We start from the raw sequence: 16523 nt of genomic DNA on the forward strand, positions 1-16523 counted from the left end.
GGTGCCCGCCTGCGTCCGCGCAAGCCGGGGAGGCCTACTTGTCGGTCTTGACGACCAGAACGTCGCATGGTGCCGAGTGGGCCACCGAGGAAGCTACCGAACCGAGCACGCGGCCCAGGCCCTTCATGCCCACGTTGCCGACAACGATCATCGAAGCCTTGCGGTCCTCGGCGTCGGAGATCAGCACGTCACCTGGCTTGCCGTGGCCGGCAGCAGCGGTGATCTTGACGCCTGGCACAGCGTTCTTCACGTCGTTGGCTACGCGCTGGGCCAGCTTGCGGGCCTGCTCTGCGTCGTCCAGGATCCAGGTATCGGAACCGATGGAAACGACCTCGGTGTTATCCGATGCGTGAGCGGTGATGACCACCAGGTCAGCGTCGAGCTTGACGGCGAGTTCTGCAGCGCGGCGGGCTGCGCGCTGTGCGGTTTCGGAACCGTCTACGCCTACGATGATGGTTTCAGACATATTGTTCTCCTTATATGAGTGATGCATTAAGTGATGGGTAACACTTTATGGCCTTTAGGCCACTTTAGCCTGCAAAAAGTCCACGGCGCGCTGCCATGCGATGGCAGCCTGTTCGGGATCGTAGTTGCCGGCAGGGTTCTCGTCGTTGTGGAATGCGTGATCGGCGTCGTAGTAGAAGTACTGGACTTCCGCGCCTGATTCCTGGCGAATCTGCTCTTCCTGAGCCTTCGCCTGAGCCGGCGAGTACATCTGGTCCAGGTTCGCGTAGTGGCCCTGGATGGCCGCGCGGACTCCGGAAAAATCGTTGGGCACACCCTGGCCGACGCCATAGAAAGGCACGGCCGCGGCAATTTTACCGCCTTGCTGGGCAGCCATCTGCAGCACGAAACCGCCACCCATGCAGAAGCCGATGACGCCCAGCTTCTCGCTGGTGACGTGCTCATTGGCCAGCAGGTAGTCCACGGCACCGCTCAATAGCTGGGCCCCGGCGGCTTCCGGGAGCTGGGACATCATCTGCCCGGCTTCTTCACCGTCGTGGGTGATCCAGCCTCCATAGAGGTCCGGAGCCAGAGCCACGAAGCCCTGCGCGGCCAGCCGGTCGGCAACGTCGCGGATATGGTCGGTCAGACCCCACCATTCCTGGATCACGATGACCCCAGGGCCCTTGCCGGACTCCGGCAAGGCGAGATAGCCATGCGCTTGCGCGCCTGAAGAAGGGAAAGTCACGTTCTGGTGCGGGGTTTTGTCCGCCATGGTGCCTCCTGCTCTGCGTGTGCCTCCAGTTTATGCAGGTCTGGACGCCATTGGCATTGACCTGCCCCACATTGCGCCAAAGTTGTTCTATTTTCCGAGCGTGACCTCGCCGATACGTTCCAGCGCATCGACCACCAGATTCCAGAAGCCTTCGTGATCCAGGTCCACCGCCACGGAAGTATTGCAGTCGGCGGAAGCCGGCGCGCGGAAGTCCGTGACGGTCATCCCCAAGGTCAGCTCGCCACGCAGCTCAACGCTGACCGGGGCCTTGACAGTGCGAACGATATCCGGGTCGATCACGTAGGCCACGGCGCATGGGTCATGCACCGGCGGTGCATCGAAGCCCTGGTGGTCTCGGTAGGCCCGGGCGAAGAAGTCCATCAGCTCGCGCACGAAGGTCGATGGGCCGGTGCCGATCTTCTCGATGCGTTCAACCACCTCGGAGGTGGCCAACGCCTGGTGGGTCAGGTCCAATCCGACCATCACCACCGGCCAGGCCTCGTTGAAGACGATGTGCGCAGCTTCAGGATCGATCTTGATATTGAATTCCGCCACCGCCGACCAGTTGCCGGTGTGGTAGCCGCCGCCCATCAGCACCACTTCGCGCACGCGTTCAACGATGCGCGGTTCCTTCCGGGCCGCCAAGGCGATATTGGTCAATGCGCCGGTGGGCACCAAGGTGATTTCGCCGGGTTCATGGCTCATCACCAGGTCGATGAGGACGTCCACGGCGTGGCGCCCATCGAGTTCGATGCCCGGCTCCGGCTGGGCCGGCCCGTCCATCCCGGAATCCCCGTGGACGTCTCCCGCGGTTTCCACTTCGCGCACCAGCGGACGGGCGCAGCCGGCCGCGAAGGGAATGCCGGTAATGCCGGCGATGGTACCCACGGCCAGCGCGTTGGCAGTGACCTTATCCAGGGTCTGGTTGCCGGCCACGGTGGTCACGGCCAGCAGGTCGATCTTGGGATTGCCATGGGCAAGAATCATTGCCACGGCGTCATCATGACCCGGGTCGCAGTCCAAAATGATCTTGCGCGGGGCATTGCTGTCCTGGGTCATGGCTTCTTCCTTCGCTCTGCCAGCTGGCGGCCGGTAGCTAAGTCGTGGGGGCGGATAGGCATCCTTTGATAATTCTTTCGCGTCCCCATGCTATCGTCAAGCGCTTAACGCAAAGCTGTCGCGTGTCACAACTCCGACTACGATGGAGCCATGAAGAATGGTGAGAAGTCCGGCAACTCGCGCGCTCCACGCCGCGTGACCGCAGCGATGGTAGCCGAACACGCCGGCGTTTCCACCGCAACGGTCTCTCTTGTTGCCAACGGGAAGGCGGCGGGCCGGGTCTCGGCCGCGAATGAGCAGCGCGTGCGTGAATCAATTCGCGAACTGGGCTACTTCGTCGACAGCATCGGCAGCTCGCTGGCCAAGGGCGTCAGTTCGCTGGTGGTCCTGGTGGCCCCGGATATCTCCAACCCCTTCTTTGCCAAGGTGATCGCTGGCGTGCGCTCGGTATTGGCTAGCGACTACCAGCTCCTGCTCTCGGTCACGGATGCCGGCGTCTCCCCCAGCGCCAGCGAAACGAGGAAGATCATGGGCCTCCGTCCGGCCGGGCTGCTGGTCCATGCCCCAAGCCAGGATTTCCTCGAGGAAATTTCGAGCAACCTCCCGCTGGTGGCCCTGGATGCCCCGGGCATCGATCCATCGATTCCTGCCGTGAATATGGATGTCGCCCAGGGAGCGCGGGAAGTCGTAGCCCATTTCGCTGCGCAGGGACACACCAGGGCCGCCTACATGGATGCCAGCACCGGCACCGAGACCCTGGCAGTGCGCCGCGAGGCATTCCTGGCGGCGGCAAGGGAGTACGGCATCGAAGTGCTGCCATCTTCTGTTGCCAGCTCGATGATCGACGTCACTGAGGCTTCAGCGGCCTTTGGCCAGCATTGGCCCAAGTGGCATGAATCGGGCGTGACCGCACTGGGCTGCGCAACCGATAACCACGCTTTCGGCGTGCTGCATGCTTCGCGCCTGCTTGGTATCCGCATTCCGCAGCAGCTTGCGGTGGCCGGATTCGACGACCTTCCCTACTCGGCAACGTCCAACCCTTCCATCACTTCCGTGCAGCTCAACGCCCAGGAAGGCGGACGCCAGGCCGCATTGAAGCTGCGCGCGCTGCTCGATGGAAAAACCCCTGACCCACTGCAGACAATGCTGCCCAGTTCGTTGGTTGTCCGCGGATCGACGCTGGGCAACAAAGGAGACTAGCCGGTGAACATGCATAAATGGCCTGCCAAGGTCACTGCCGCCATCGCCCTGCTGATTGCTTTGGGCCTGATCGTCATGTCCAGCGGAGTGCTGGGCCTCATTACCGGCCCGGCAACCCCACCGGGCACCGGCATCGAATCCGCCGCGCGCAGCTGGGTGCTACTGGATTAGCTTTCCGCTCTTCGAAACTTCGGGATCGGTGCATGAGGACAAATCAAAGCAGCACGGCCGGCGCTTGCCATCACGCAGCTTGGAAATACTGGCCTCCACTCGGCGTTCGCGCGTGGAAGGGTTCTTGGTCGCACCGATCCAGCGTACCCATTCCCAGCGGGCCATGGCAGTGAGCCCTGCCCACATCTCATCCAGATCCCCAGCCTCGCCCAGGGCACTGGCCAGGTCTTGCGGAATCCCTGTTTCCGGCCAGGTTCTAGCGACCCGGGCGGTCAATTCCACTTGATCCCCCGTCGCGGCCAACAGCTGGGGCGCGCCCTGTCCATCGAGGGCCAACCAGTGGCCTCGGCGCCCGTCGGGATCTATTACGACCACGTGGCCTTCATGCGCCTGGAGAAGTTCCACCGCAACCTGTCCGCGGCTTGGCAACTTGTCGCTGGATTCCTGGTCGAGCCTGATTATCTTCCGATCGTTGACCAGATCTGCAGTTCCATTCAGTTCGAATATCTCATTGGATACCGCCATGGGAATTCCCCTTCTCCGTTGTCCAAGGGCAGTCTATGGCACGGCGGCATTGCGCTTCCACGTGGCTAGACTGCTGTTATGACCCAACCTCCGCTGCTCGTTAGTTCCTGCCTGGCCGGCATCCCTTGCCGCTACAACGGCAAGGCGAAGGCAAACCCTGCCATCGTCGAGGCCGTGGCACGAGGAGAAGCCGTTGCGGCCTGCGCTGAGGAATTGGGTGAGCTCCCTACTCCGCGTCCGCCAGCGGAGATTGTCGGTGGCGATGGCCACGACGTGCTGGAAGGCCGGGCCTGCGTGATCGACATCAACGGCGAGGACATCAGCGGGCAGTTCATAGCTGGTGCCCAGAAGGTTTCGGATCTAGTCCAGCACCAGGGAATCACCGAGGCGATCCTGCAGGATCGCAGCCCCTCGTGCGGCTGCGGCACCATCTACGATGGCTCGCACACCGGAAAACTCGTTGCAGGCGATGGCGTACTGGCCGCCCTGCTCAAGCGCCGGGGCGTCAATGTCAGCGCGCCACCGGCAAACTGACACACCCTGCAAGATAACGATTCAGTTGCTCTTTTAAACAAAAAAATAACCCTCGATCCGAAGATCAAGGGTTATTTTCCATTTGTGCGCGAGGGGGGACTTGAACCCCCACGACCTTGCGATCACTGGCACCTGAAGCCAGCGCGTCTACCAATTCCGCCACTCGCGCATATTCTGTTTTCGTTGCCATCGTTCTTTGCAACAAGAAATAGCTTACACACTCATTTTCCGTTCACCTAATCGAAACCCTGATTTGTGGTTAGGGACACATGGGAAACCTTTTTGGGGCATTTATCGTTGATATTGACGCACTTGAGCCGCTCAAGGATTTTTCGGCATTTGCACAGCTGAAAACAGTAAGATCGAATATGAAGTTCTGTGTTCACAGCTTGGACGGCGTGAATGCAGGCTCCCAATAACCAGCCATGGACCCTAAGGAAGGAGCACGAATAATGGGCTTTCTCGACAATGTCGAACGCGGCTTAGAGAAGGTCGTCACTAGCTTCTTTCGTGGCACCAGCACCGCAGATCTCAAGCCAGTCGAACTGACTACCGCGCTACGCAATGACATGGACCGCGGAATCATGCCAATCAGCGAGGGCCGCAGCCTTGCAGCCAATGACTTCGTTGTCTCGCTGAGCACCAAGGACTACAACACCGCGCAGGGTTGGGGACGGGGCGTCGTCAACGAAATGGCGAAGGTCACCGCCGAGCATGCGGCAGCCCAGGACTACTCGGTCCACGGCGATATCACGATCCATTTTGTTTCCAAGGACGATTTCAAGCCCGGAGAAATGGAGATTGCCAGCTCGGTCAAGGAGTCCAGCTCGCGCCCAGCAGCCTCGGCTCCGGTAAAAGAGCGAGCAGCAGCGCCCGCAGCACCATCCGCCACCCCGCCGACAACCGCACAGCCACGTCCATCGGTCCGTCCGATTGCAGAGATCCCCAAGAAACCCATGCAGAAGCAGGCAATTCTTGAGGTCGCTGGACAGCGCTACGCCCTGCATCACCACTCCATCGTGCTGGGCCGTTCGGCCAGCACCGATATTCCCGTGGATGATTCCGGCGTTTCCCGCCAGCATGTGCGCGTCGAAACCCGTGGCAAAACCAGTTTCGTCGTCACCGATCTGGGTTCAACCAATGGAACCTACGTGGACGGCAAGAAGATTTCGGAAGAAACCCGTATATTTGACGGTTCGATCATTACTATCGGACAGACAAAAATCGTCTTTCGGCTGATTACCTCGAACAACGGAGGCCGCGCGTGAACGACCTGGTTCTAAGCTTGTTCCGATTGGGCTTTTTGGTCCTCATCTGGCTGCTCGTATTAAGCGTTGTCGGATCGATGCGCCGCGACTTGGCCATCGGATCGCGGGCACGCACCGGCAAGCCCAGCGCTCGGGAACTGAAGAAGAATCCAGAGCTGGCGGAACCAGAAGTGCCTGCGCGCAAGGCCGCCACGTCATTGGAAGTTGTTGAGGGCCCACTGGCCGGCAGCAGCATTCCCCTCCGCGGCCAACCGATCATGTTCGGGCGAGCTCAGGATGCCACCGTCGTTCTCGATGATGACTACGCTTCGGGACGCCATGCCCGCCTGTTCCCGCAGGGATCGCGCTGGTTCATTGAAGATCTCGGCTCAACTAACGGCACCTTCGTGGGTGACAACCAGCTCTCACGCGCCCAGGCAGTGGAGCCCGGCCAGCGAATCCGCATCGGAAAGACTGTCCTGGAATTGAAGCCCTAGCCTATGGCCCTCAAACTAAAATTTGCTGCGAAATCCGACGTGGGGCGGGTTCGCAAGAAGAATGACGACTCCGCCTACGCCGGCGCGTACCTCGCGGTGCTTGCCGATGGCATGGGCGGACACGTCGGCGGTGACGTGGCGTCAGCCTCCACCGTGCTTGATTTGGTGCATCTGGACCACGATGGCACCGCAGATCCGCAAAATGCCCTGCCGGATGAGATCCAGGCCGCCAATTTGGTGCTGAATGAACTCGTCGGCGCCAACCCGAAGCTTTCGGGGATGGGTACCACCGTCACTTCCCTGCTGCTCTCGGGAAGTACCCTGCACATGGCGCACATCGGCGACTCCCGCGCCTACCGCTTGAAGCACGGGGTCTTCGAGCAGATCAGCAAGGACCATACCTTCGTGCAGCGGCTGGTCGACGAAGGCCGCATCAAGCCGGCCGAGGCCGAGGTCCACCCGCATAAGAACGTGCTCTTGCGCGTGCTGGGCGACTCGGATGCCTCCCCGGAACTCGATGTCGACCAATTCGAGGCAGAACCCGGCGAACGCTGGATGCTGTGCTCTGACGGACTCACCGACGCGGTGCCGGTTCCGGTAATCGAGCAGATCATCCGCACTACCGCCGATATGGATGAAGCGGTCAACGACCTGGTTGCCATAACCTTGAAGAATGGTGCGCCGGATAACGTCACCGTGGTGATGTTCGAGGTTGTCGAAAACGCTGTCGTCGAAGGCGAAGCGCCCGCCGAACCAGAACCCGCACCGGATACCGGCCAGCTCACCATTGCCGCCGAAGGCGATGTCGAAGCCAGCGCTTCGCTGCTCCGCCATGAGATTTCCCAGCGCCCCCACCTGCTGGTGGGCGCCGCCCAGCTTGCGACGCAAACCGGCCAGATCCCGGTGGTGACCCAGCACACCGGCGAACGCCGTGCAGCTGCCTTGCTGACCCACCGTTCCCCGGCGGCCGGCGAGGTGCTGGATCCACTGGATGCTCCGGTGCAGCAGCGCCGATGGATGATGCCGATCCTGCTGACCTTGACGGCTTTCTTCGTCATTGCCCTGGGCGTCTGGGGCTACATGTGGACCCAGACCCAGTACTTTGTTGGCACTGTCGATGGAAAGGTCGCAATCTACAAGGGCGTTCCCCAGGAGCTCGGACCGATTTCGCTCTCCGAGGTCGACACAGTCAGCAAGGTGCCGCTCGAAGCCCTGCCGGAGTATTCACGCCACCGCGTTGAATCGACCATCTCGGCAGAGAACCAGCAGCATGCCCAGATGATCATCCAGGAACTCCTGGTCACCGCGAAGCAGAACTGCCCGGTCACCGTTCCCGGATCCTCGGATTCCGCCAACCAGCTCGAACTGCCCGCCTACTGCCAGGAGATAATGCAATGACCGAAGTGCAAACCGCACCGGTGCCTCGGCGCAATCTCGAGCTGCTGCTGGTGCTGCTGGCCCTCTGCGTGGGCGGTGCCGCGTTCTATCTGGTGGGCAGCTCCACCGAGGATGTCGACAACACCGACTTCTACGTGCAGATGGGCATCCTGGCGGCACTATCCCTGACGGTTCATGTGCTGCTGCGCATCTTCGCCAAATATGCCGATCCAGTAATACTTCCGATTACGATTGCGTTGAACTCCCTTGGCTTAGCCATGATTCACCGCATTGACCTGGCTAAGGGAACGTCCCAGTCGGCGCGCCAGCTGCTCTGGACTGCCATTGCCATCGTCATTGCTTCGGTCGTTCTCTGGGCAATCAAGGACCACCGCCTGCTGCGTCGGTTTACCTATATCGCCCTGCTGCTATCGGTCGTATTGCTCCTGCTTCCGTTGATTCCCAAATTGGGTGTCACGATCAACGGTGCCCGCATTTGGATCCGCATGGGCATGTTCTCGCTGCAGCCAGGCGAACTCGCGAAGATCACCTTGTCGATCTTCTTCGCCGGTTATCTCTCGTCGAACCGCGACTTGATCCTGATGGCTGGCCGCAAGTTCGGACCGCTGCAGCTGCCCCGCCTGCGGGATATGGCTCCGATGGTTATCGCTTGGCTGCTCTCCATCGGCGTGCTCGTGGTGCAGCGAGACCTCGGTTCCGCGATCCTCTTCTTCGGCCTGTTCATCGTGATGATCTACGTGGCAACCGCGCGTATTTCCTGGGTGCTCATCGGTGCCTTGATGGTTGTCGCCGGCGGCATCGTCGCGGGCCTGACCATGGGCCACGTGACCCGCCGCCTGGACGTCTGGCTCAACGCCTTTGACCCTGCGATCTACCAGGCCAAGGGTGGCAGCATGCAGATCGTAGAAGGCTTATTCGGCATGGCTGACGGCGGCTTGTTCGGCACCGGCCTGGGCGCGGGTTCCCCCTACCGTGTTCCGCTGGCCAACTCCGACATGATCATTGCCTCCTTCGGCGAAGAAATTGGCCTGATCGGCGTGGCCGCGATCATCCTGCTCTACATGCTGCTGGTCTCCCGTGGCTTGCGGGCCGCCTTGGGCTCGGCCGATACCTTCGGCAAGCTACTGGCTGCAGGCCTGTCCTTCACCCTGGGCCTGCAATGCATCGTGATCATCGGAGGCGTCACCCGGCTGATCCCGCTGACCGGCCTGGCAACGCCATTTATGGCCGCCGGCGGCTCATCGCTGCTGGCGAACTGGATCATCATCGCGTTGCTGCTCCTGATCTCCCACAACTCGCGCCGCCCGAAGACTGGCGGCGTAGGACCAACCGATGAATTTGCAAGTGCCAGCACGGCCCTTACCTCCAGCACCAAGGCGGTGACGAAAAAGTGAATCATGCAATCAAACGCGTTTGGGTTGCGCTAACCGTCCTGTTCGTCATCTGCCTGGGTGGACTGAGCTACATCCAGTTCTTCGACGCCAAGCCGCTCTCGGAGAATGCGCTGAACAAGCGCGAACTCTACCGCGAGTTCGACCTGCCCCGCGGCGCGATCCTGGTCGACGGCAAGCCGATTGCCGAATCCGTTCCGACCGATGATGGCCAGTTCGAATTCCAGCGTGTTTACCACGACGCGAAAACCTACGCCCACCTGACTGGCTACTATTCGCTCGCGAATGGCACCACCCAGCTCGAATCGCAGCTGAACGACTGGCTGACCGGCACGAGCTCGGATCTGCTCTTCGACCGCTTGTCGGCCATGTTCACCGGTACCCGTTCCGAAGGCGCCTCGGTTGAGCTGACCATTGACGGGCAGTTGCAGAAGACTGCCTTCGAAGCGATTCCTGACGACTTGAAGGCCACGATCATCGTGACCAATCCGAAGACCGGTGACATCCTGGCGATGGCTTCCAAGCCAAGCTACAACACCAACCTGCTGGCGGTGCACTCGACCTCCCAGGCGGCCCAGAACCTGAAGGACATCAGCAACACCGACGGCTTGAGCCCCTACCGGAACCCGGCCATCAGCAACCCGGTGACCCCAGGTTCCTCGTTCAAGATCCTCAGCACCGTTGCGGCCCTGGAATCGGGCAAGTTCGATATGGAAACCCCCATCGACAATCCGGTGTCGGTGAATTATCCGCATTCGACTAGGCAGATGAACAACTTCAGTGAGGGCATCTGCGCGCGCGATACCCGGGCAAAGCTCGAGTTCATCTTTGCCCAGAGCTGCAACACCCCGTTCATGGAAATCAGCCAAACCGTCGGGAAGGATGCCTTCACCGAGGTTGCCGAACGCTTCGGCTACGGGCAGCAGCTGAGCATCCCGCAGAATGTTGTTCCAAGCGAGTTCCCTTCTGCTGAGGCCAATGAAGCGCAGATGGCGCAGATGGCAATCGGCGAATGGGAAAACAAGGCTACTCCGCTGCAGATGAACATGGCCGCCATGGCCATCGCCAATGACGGCGTGATCATGAAGCCGAATTTGATCGGCAAGGTCATCGCGCCGGATCTTCGAGTTATCGAGGACCCGAAGCCGGAGAAGTTCTCCACGGCCACCACCCCGGAAGTTGCCGAACAGCTCACCGAGCTGATGGAAGGCCCGGTTGTGAGCGGTACGGCCATGAATGCCCGCGTTCCAGGCGTGGATTTCCGAGCCAAGACCGGCACCTCGCAGCGACCGTCAGAGAACGGAGTCCGCATGGTGAACTCCTGGATGACCGGTTTCGCACCGGCCGATGATCCGCAGGTTGCCATCACGGTCAATATTCAAGACGTAGATTACAACACCGGCCACAACACGGCAGGTGCACTTATGAAGACGATGTTAGAGGCGGTGTTCAACAAGTGAGGCCAGTAACCGGCACCACCTTGGGCGGTCGTTACAAGCTGACCGACCGCATTGCGATCGGTGGCATGGGCGAAGTTTGGAAGGCACGAGACCAGGTCCTAGGACGTCTGGTAGCGATCAAGATCCTCAAAGAGGAATACACCGATAATGAGAGCTTCCTGACGCGTTTCCGCGTGGAAGCACGCCACACCGCGCTGCTGAACCACCCTGGCATCGCTGGCGTCTTCGACTACGGCGAGGAACAGGGCTCCGCCTATCTGGTGATGGAACTGGTTCCCGGCCCGCCGCTGTCCACCATTATCGAGCGCGAGCGCAAGCTCGACGTGGACCGTACGCTCTCGCTGATCGCGCAGACCGCCCGCGCGCTGGCAGCAGCCCACGAGCACGGCCTGGTGCACCGCGATGTGAAGCCGGGTAACATCCTGGTGATGCCTTCGGGCGTCGTGAAGATCACCGACTTCGGCATTGCCCGGCTTGCTGACCAGGTTCCGCTGACCGCCACCGGGCAGGTAATGGGAACCGCCCAGTACTTGGCCCCGGAACAGGCCACCGGGCAGATCGCCACCGGCAGCTCTGACATCTACGCCTTGGGCGTGATCGGCTACGAGTGCCTGGCAGGACGCCGCCCGTTCACCGGCGAATCGCAGATCGCCATCGCCCTGGCACAGGTCAACGATGCTCCCCCGGCGCTGCCGGACACCATCCCGGCACCGGTACGCCAGCTGATCATGTCGATGCTGGCCAAGAACCCGTCGGATCGCCCGAAGGACGCAACGGCGCTGGCGAAGGCCGCCGATGCACTGCGCTCCGGTGATACCAATACCGCGACCTTGGCCGTTCCCGGCATGCTGGCCACCGGTATCGCCACCGACGCAACCCAAGTGGTCAACATGGGTAACGACGCCACCCAGGTGGTGCCGCGTGCTGATTCCGCGCCGACAATGACCAATGCGATGCCAACCGTGGTGGAACCTGCCGGCGCTACCAGCGGTTTATCCGGGTCCAGTGCCGCAGCCGGCGGATTCGATGACGAGGACGTGGATACCCAGGATCCGGCTGGCGAGGCCGGGGCCAAACGCAGCCCTTGGCTGATCCCGCTGATCGTGATCATCGCGCTGGCCGCCGTGATTGCCTTGCTGGCGTGGCTGATCCCTGCCATGAGCAGCGACAAGGACAATCAGCCGACGGCTTCGGTCACGCAGAGCACCGATGTTTCCCAATCCCCTTCTCCGACCGAGGAATCCACCGATCCTTCGGAGGAAACCACCGAAGCATCGGAGACCTCCGAGTCTTCTTCCCCGACCCCGAGTGAAACCGTGACCTACGTAGAGGTTCCGGCCTCGCTGGTGGGCCAGGATATCGACACCGTGACGGCAGAGCTTGAGGGCAAGGGCCTGGTCGTTGACGCGACCCCGCAGGAAACCAATGAGTACGACCCACGCGAAGTCATTTCGCTGAACCCGACCGGCAGCGTCGAAAAGGGCGAAACCATTTCGATTACCTACGCCATGGCGCCTGAAACCGTTGGCGTTCCTTCGGTGACCGGCATGGGCTACGAAGCCGCGCAGAAGCGCATCCAGGACGCTGGGCTGGCCGTGGCCAAGGGCGAGGAACGCCATGACTCTTCGGTCGCTGGCACGGTGCTTGCGCAGGACGTTCCAGCCGGCAGCGAAGTAGAGCCGGGCACCACGGTGACCCTGGATATTTCCATGGGCCCAGAAGAACCCGAAGCATCCGAGTCCGCTACCCCGTCGGCATCTGAATCCCCAGAAGCTGCAGAGCCGGACCAAAGCGAAGCGCCATGAGTGAAGTCGAAGCCTTGCCCCCCGGCTTGCCACGATTGATAAACGATCGCTACGAGATCGAATCGCTGGTAGGCCGCGGCGGCATGGCGGATGTCTATCTTGCCACCGACCATGTGCTTTCGCGCAAGGGCGCGGTCAAGGTGCTGCGCCCGGATACCGCAAGCAACCCCATGGTGGTCAATCGATTCCGCCGTGAAGCCAAGGCCGTCGCGGGCCTGAGCCATCCGAATATCGTTGCCGTCTACGACACCGGCGAGCTGCCTGCTACCGATCATAGCCGTGAGCGCTTGCCCTTCATGGTCATGGAATACGTGACCGGCCGGACTCTGAAGCAGGTGATCGCTTCGGGCGATGTCGACGCTTCCTTCGCTGTGCACGTCACCCGCGGCGTATGCAATGCCCTGGATCATTCGCACAATAACAATGTCGTCCACCGCGACATCAAGCCGGCCAACGTGATGGTGACCGATGCCGGCCACGTGAAGCTGATGGACTTCGGCATAGCCCGTGCCTTGGACACATCGGCGACAATGACGCAGACCGCCGCTGTGGTGGGAACCGCCCAGTACTTCTCTCCTGAGCAGGCACGCGGCGAACAGGTCGATTTCCGTTCGGATATCTACTCTGTTGGCTGCCTGTTCTACGAGCTGATGACCCAGCGCCCCCCGTTCACCGGTGATTCGCCGGTTTCGGTCGCGTACCAGCACGTTGGCGAGATTCCGTCAGCGCCCAGCGAGGTCAAGCACGACGTTGACCCGATCTTCGACCCGATCGTTTCCAAGGTTCTGTCCAAGGAACGCGATGACCGTTTCCAGAGCGCAGGCGCTTTCGCGGCTGCGTTGGAAGATGCACTGAACGGCATTGAATTCCATGATGACGAACCGGCACCATCAACCTACACCTTGCCGATATACGGCATGCACGGCGAGACTGAAACCGGGTTCATCGCGCAGTCAGCGCCAGGCACCAGCCAGCACCCGGTCTTCGTCGAAGATGAGGCTCCCGAGGCCCCTGCACGGCACAAGTCCAACCGCGGCCTGATCATCCTGCTGACCATCATTGCCCTGATCGCTGTGGGTATCGCCAGTTTCCTGGTGATCCGCTCGATCCAGGCCGAGGCTGAAAAGCGTGCCCCAGTTGCTGTGCCCAAGGTCCTGGAGATGTCCGAAGACGACGCACGTGAATTGCTGCGCGATTCCACCTTCCAGGTGCGTGTAGAGCGGGAATTCAGTGATGAAGTAGAGCAGGGCAAGGCGACCCGAACCGACCCGGCAGAAGGGTCCATGGTTTCCAAGGAATCCACGGTTGCGCTGTTCATTTCCGATGGTTCGGAACAGCGCACGATTCCCAAGGATCTGGCGAACCAGTCCGAGACGGCTGCCCGCGATGCCCTGCGTGAAGCTGGCCTCGAAGTGGGTGAAGTCAGCCGGGAGAACTCTGCAACCATTCCAACCGACTGGGTTATTGGCACCAGCCCGGAGCTGGGCTCCAAGGTGAAGGCCGGCAGCGAAGTCGACCTGATCCTTTCTACCGGCATGGTGACCGTTCCGGTCGTTACCGAGATGAGCCGTGAGGAAGCTGAAGAGAAGCTCTCTGCGGACGACATCGGGTTGGAAGTTCAGTTCGATGAGGTGGCAACCGACGACTACCCTGAGGGAACCCTGTTCAAGCAGTCCCCCGAGGCCTCCGAGGACGTGGCTCAGGGAAGCCTGGTGAAGATTTCTGTGGCCAAGGCTCCGCCGGCACCAGAACCAAGTGAAGAACCATCGCCCAGCGAGACCGAATCTCCAGATTCAGAAGAATCCGATGATCCGTCCGACAGTGCTTCGCCTACCAGTGACGCTCCGGCTCCTTCCAATGGGAACGGCCCGCCAGATCGGACTAACCCGCCACGGGAAAACGGGCGCGACCGATAGGCTGCTAGGCTACTCTCCGCTGAAGAGCGGGCTCAGGGTCGTGGCCTTCTTGGCTGCCCCCTGAAGTCCTACGAATTCCAGCCAATTGCCCAGCATCTGGTATCCCTGCTCGGTCAGCACCGACTCTGGGTGGTACTGCAGGCCCCATAGTGGTGCTTCCCGGTGCGCCAGCCCCATGATGACTCCCCCGGCGGTAGCAGCGATGATTTCAAGCTCAGCAGGGATGCTCTCGCGTACGGCTGCCAGGGAGTGGTAGCGCGTTGCGGTGAAGGGGTTGGCTACCTGGTTGAAGACCGGGTGGTTTTCGTGGCTCACCAGCGAGGTCTTGCCGTGCATTAGTTCTTCGGCGTGCGTGACCGTGCCGCCATAGGCTTCAGCGAGCGCCTGATGCCCAAGGCAGACACCGAGCATTGGCTTGCGCTGCTGCCCGCACCACTTGATCAGATCGATGCTGACACCCGCTCCTGCAGGCTCGCCCGGGCCCGGGGAGATCAGCACACCGTCGTATTCCGCAGCCAACTTGGTTGCTTCCCCAACGCTCAAATCGTCGTTGCGGTATACGGTGGTTTCCGCGCCCAGCTCCTGCAGGTAACCCACGAGGGTGTACACAAAGCTGTCGTAATTATCGATCACGAGGATCCTGGTGCTGCTCACGGGGTGCTCTGGCCAATCGTTGAATCGGTGAATGGGCTGATGTACTGGTTCAGCCATGGGAAAACGTACATCATCAGTAATAGCACGATCGCGGCAATGAGAATCAATGCTTCAAAAATACGAAGCCACAAAGGGCCGGGCAGATTTCTAAATATCCAGGCGTACATCTCTTCTCCTAGCTCGTTGCGTCGATGACCATGTCACGGATTTCCTTCGGCGGACCTGCATCCAGAGGACGCCAATCGGTGAGTTCCGAATACGCGATCATGCGTTGCTGGGTCGAGTACTTCGGATGGCAGGTGGTCATGGTCAAGATGGACTTCGTTGGTTCCACTCCCCACTGGTGCGGGGTAGGCAACAGGACATCGCCATTGGATGGAGCCACAATCTCGGTGGCGTACCAGGTGTAGGTGTAATACCCCTGTGCAGTCTGCAGATAGATCTTGTCGCCGTCTTGCAGCTTGTCAATATCCCAGAAGACCTGGCCATGGGTCTGGCGGTGGGCCGCTACGGCGAAGTTGCCCAGCTCCCCCGGTTGCTGCGTGGTCGGGTAATAGCCAATGCCGAGGTTATCGATCACGTGGTCTTCCACTCCGTAGGTCACCGGGTGGTGCGATCCGCTAGCGCCAAAGCGCGGGAAATACATGATCCCGAAAGTTTCTCCGGGAGCCACTTCCGTGACCGGAGCCGGACCGTAGTCCTTCTCCTCTTCCTCCTCGTTGCCTTCCGGCACCACGACCTCGCCAAGTTCTTGCACGAGGTTTGCGGTGACTTCCTTCTGGGCCTGGGCCGAGTCGATATTCGTCCACCACAGTTCCCACACCACGTAGAGCATCAGCAAGATGCCAAGGGTGATCAGCAGTTCGCCAAAGAATCCGGCAATACGGTTTCCTGCCGACGGTCGTCGGTGCTGCATGCGACGTCCCTGCGCAGTGGCTGATCGGTTCACGGCGGTCTGGCTCCTTAGGGGAAAGAAATGCGCGAAATAGGTCAACTAAGATGGGTCGATACTGGCCAAAACCCAGAGTTCCAGCGGGTAACGGCTAGTATGGAAGCTACGTAGGAATGCACTAAGCAGTTCTCAGCATTCTTGCACCCAAGCCTACCGGGAAGACCTGAAGGTCACCCACATTTACTACATTAAGCAGATGAAGCCGAGGGAGCATTCGAGTGCCGGAGTCAAAGCCACGACGCAAGAAGAATTCACAGCCGCAGGAGACGCGCCAGAGCGCCCATGCCATCGATAAGCCGATGCCGGGCTGGTACAAGCCAGTCATGTTCGGACTGATGCTTCTGGGCCTGCTGTGGATCATCGTTTATTACGTTTCGCAGACCCTGTACCCGATTCCGAATATCGGCGGTTGGAACATCGTTGTCGGCTTCGGTATTGCGATGGTCGGCTTTTTCATGACAACGGGCTGGAAATAGCCGTATCGCCCGCCCCCCG

17 protein-coding genes and 1 tRNA gene are annotated in these 16523 nt (G+C 60.7%); 11 read left to right on the forward strand and 7 right to left on the reverse strand.

Features of this window, described 5'->3' with window-relative positions; translation table 11 throughout:
- Window positions 1-34: 34 nt before the first annotated feature.
- The 3 genes from ACNPM8_RS03345 to uriH form a co-directional block, all read right to left on the reverse strand.
- A complete protein-coding gene (locus ACNPM8_RS03345) occupies window positions 35-466 on the reverse strand; it encodes a universal stress protein (RefSeq protein ID WP_038992696.1) in 432 nt (143 codons plus the stop codon).
- A gap of 54 nt (window positions 467-520) precedes the next feature.
- On the reverse strand, window positions 521-1219 hold the full coding sequence (locus ACNPM8_RS03350; protein WP_105658664.1) for a dienelactone hydrolase family protein: 699 nt from the start codon (window positions 1217-1219) through the stop codon (window positions 521-523).
- Between the two features lie 87 nt (window positions 1220-1306).
- Window positions 1307-2278 (reverse strand): uridine-preferring nucleoside hydrolase UriH, encoded by a 972-nt coding sequence (uriH, locus tag ACNPM8_RS03355; RefSeq protein ID WP_105658665.1) that lies wholly within the window; start codon window positions 2276-2278, stop codon window positions 1307-1309.
- Between the two features lie 150 nt (window positions 2279-2428).
- Between uriH and ACNPM8_RS03360 the strand changes: the two genes are divergently transcribed.
- Window positions 2429-3478, forward strand: a complete 1050-nt coding sequence (locus ACNPM8_RS03360; RefSeq protein ID WP_448939304.1) for a LacI family DNA-binding transcriptional regulator — start codon at window positions 2429-2431, stop codon at window positions 3476-3478.
- A 3-nt stretch (window positions 3479-3481) separates the two neighbouring features.
- Window positions 3482-3649, forward strand: coding sequence for a hypothetical protein (locus ACNPM8_RS03365; RefSeq protein ID WP_166650740.1), 168 nt, complete (start codon window positions 3482-3484; stop codon window positions 3647-3649).
- Here the strand turns inward: ACNPM8_RS03365 and ACNPM8_RS03370 are convergent.
- Window positions 3638-4174: a YdeI/OmpD-associated family protein gene (locus ACNPM8_RS03370; protein WP_388024711.1), complete on the reverse strand. Its 537-nt coding sequence runs from the start codon at window positions 4172-4174 to the stop codon at window positions 3638-3640. The genes ACNPM8_RS03365 and ACNPM8_RS03370 overlap by 12 nt on opposite strands.
- 78 nt (window positions 4175-4252) lie before the next feature.
- Between ACNPM8_RS03370 and ACNPM8_RS03375 the strand changes: the two genes are divergently transcribed.
- Complete coding sequence (locus tag ACNPM8_RS03375; RefSeq protein WP_133833747.1) at window positions 4253-4708, forward strand: DUF523 domain-containing protein; 456 nt, start codon at window positions 4253-4255, stop codon at window positions 4706-4708.
- Between the two features lie 85 nt (window positions 4709-4793).
- Here the strand turns inward: ACNPM8_RS03375 and ACNPM8_RS03380 are convergent.
- Window positions 4794-4877 (reverse strand) — tRNA-Leu (locus tag ACNPM8_RS03380).
- Window positions 4878-5160: 283 nt separating this feature from the next.
- Here ACNPM8_RS03380 and ACNPM8_RS03385 point away from each other — a divergent pair.
- The 7 genes from ACNPM8_RS03385 to pknB are packed head-to-tail and all read left to right on the forward strand — an operon-like array spanning window position 5161 to window position 14422.
- Window positions 5161-5976 carry an FhaA domain-containing protein gene (locus ACNPM8_RS03385; protein WP_181148929.1) on the forward strand — a complete coding sequence of 272 codons (816 nt, stop codon included), beginning with the start codon at window positions 5161-5163 and terminating at the stop codon, window positions 5974-5976.
- A complete protein-coding gene (locus tag ACNPM8_RS03390; RefSeq protein WP_105658670.1) occupies window positions 5973-6452 on the forward strand; it encodes an FHA domain-containing protein FhaB/FipA in 480 nt (159 codons plus the stop codon). Before ACNPM8_RS03385 ends, ACNPM8_RS03390 begins: the two co-directional genes overlap by 4 nt.
- A gap of 3 nt (window positions 6453-6455) precedes the next feature.
- Window positions 6456-7850, forward strand: coding sequence for a PP2C family protein-serine/threonine phosphatase (locus tag ACNPM8_RS03395; RefSeq protein WP_105658671.1), 1395 nt, complete (start codon window positions 6456-6458; stop codon window positions 7848-7850).
- Complete coding sequence (locus ACNPM8_RS03400; protein ID WP_105658672.1) at window positions 7847-9244, forward strand: FtsW/RodA/SpoVE family cell cycle protein; 1398 nt, start codon at window positions 7847-7849, stop codon at window positions 9242-9244. The genes ACNPM8_RS03395 and ACNPM8_RS03400 overlap by 4 nt, the downstream gene beginning before the upstream one ends.
- Complete coding sequence (locus ACNPM8_RS03405; protein WP_105658673.1) at window positions 9241-10701, forward strand: peptidoglycan D,D-transpeptidase FtsI family protein; 1461 nt, start codon at window positions 9241-9243, stop codon at window positions 10699-10701. The genes ACNPM8_RS03400 and ACNPM8_RS03405 overlap by 4 nt, the downstream gene beginning before the upstream one ends.
- Entirely contained in the window at window positions 10698-12506 is a 1809-nt protein-coding gene (locus ACNPM8_RS03410; RefSeq protein WP_388024714.1) for a protein kinase domain-containing protein, read from the forward strand. The genes ACNPM8_RS03405 and ACNPM8_RS03410 overlap by 4 nt, the downstream gene beginning before the upstream one ends.
- The gene (gene pknB / locus ACNPM8_RS03415; protein WP_448939305.1) at window positions 12503-14422 is read left to right on the forward strand and encodes a Stk1 family PASTA domain-containing Ser/Thr kinase; all 1920 of its coding nucleotides are present in this window, start codon (window positions 12503-12505) and stop codon (window positions 14420-14422) included. Before ACNPM8_RS03410 ends, pknB begins: the two co-directional genes overlap by 4 nt.
- A gap of 9 nt (window positions 14423-14431) precedes the next feature.
- Here pknB and ACNPM8_RS03420 read toward each other — a convergent pair whose 3' ends face one another.
- Both ACNPM8_RS03420 and ACNPM8_RS03425 read right to left on the reverse strand, forming a co-directional pair.
- Window positions 14432-15076 (reverse strand): anthranilate synthase component II, encoded by a 645-nt coding sequence (locus tag ACNPM8_RS03420; RefSeq protein ID WP_105658676.1) that lies wholly within the window; start codon window positions 15074-15076, stop codon window positions 14432-14434.
- A 175-nt stretch (window positions 15077-15251) separates the two neighbouring features.
- Window positions 15252-16025 (reverse strand): class E sortase, encoded by a 774-nt coding sequence (locus tag ACNPM8_RS03425; RefSeq protein ID WP_332730521.1) that lies wholly within the window; start codon window positions 16023-16025, stop codon window positions 15252-15254.
- Window positions 16026-16246: 221 nt separating this feature from the next.
- Here ACNPM8_RS03425 and ACNPM8_RS03430 point away from each other — a divergent pair, with 221 nt between their 5' ends.
- Window positions 16247-16504, forward strand: a complete 258-nt coding sequence (locus ACNPM8_RS03430) for a cell division protein CrgA (protein WP_105658678.1) — start codon at window positions 16247-16249, stop codon at window positions 16502-16504.
- Window positions 16505-16523: the final 19 nt, after the last annotated feature.

The sequence above is a fragment of the Glutamicibacter sp. AGC46 genome, assembly GCF_053543715.1.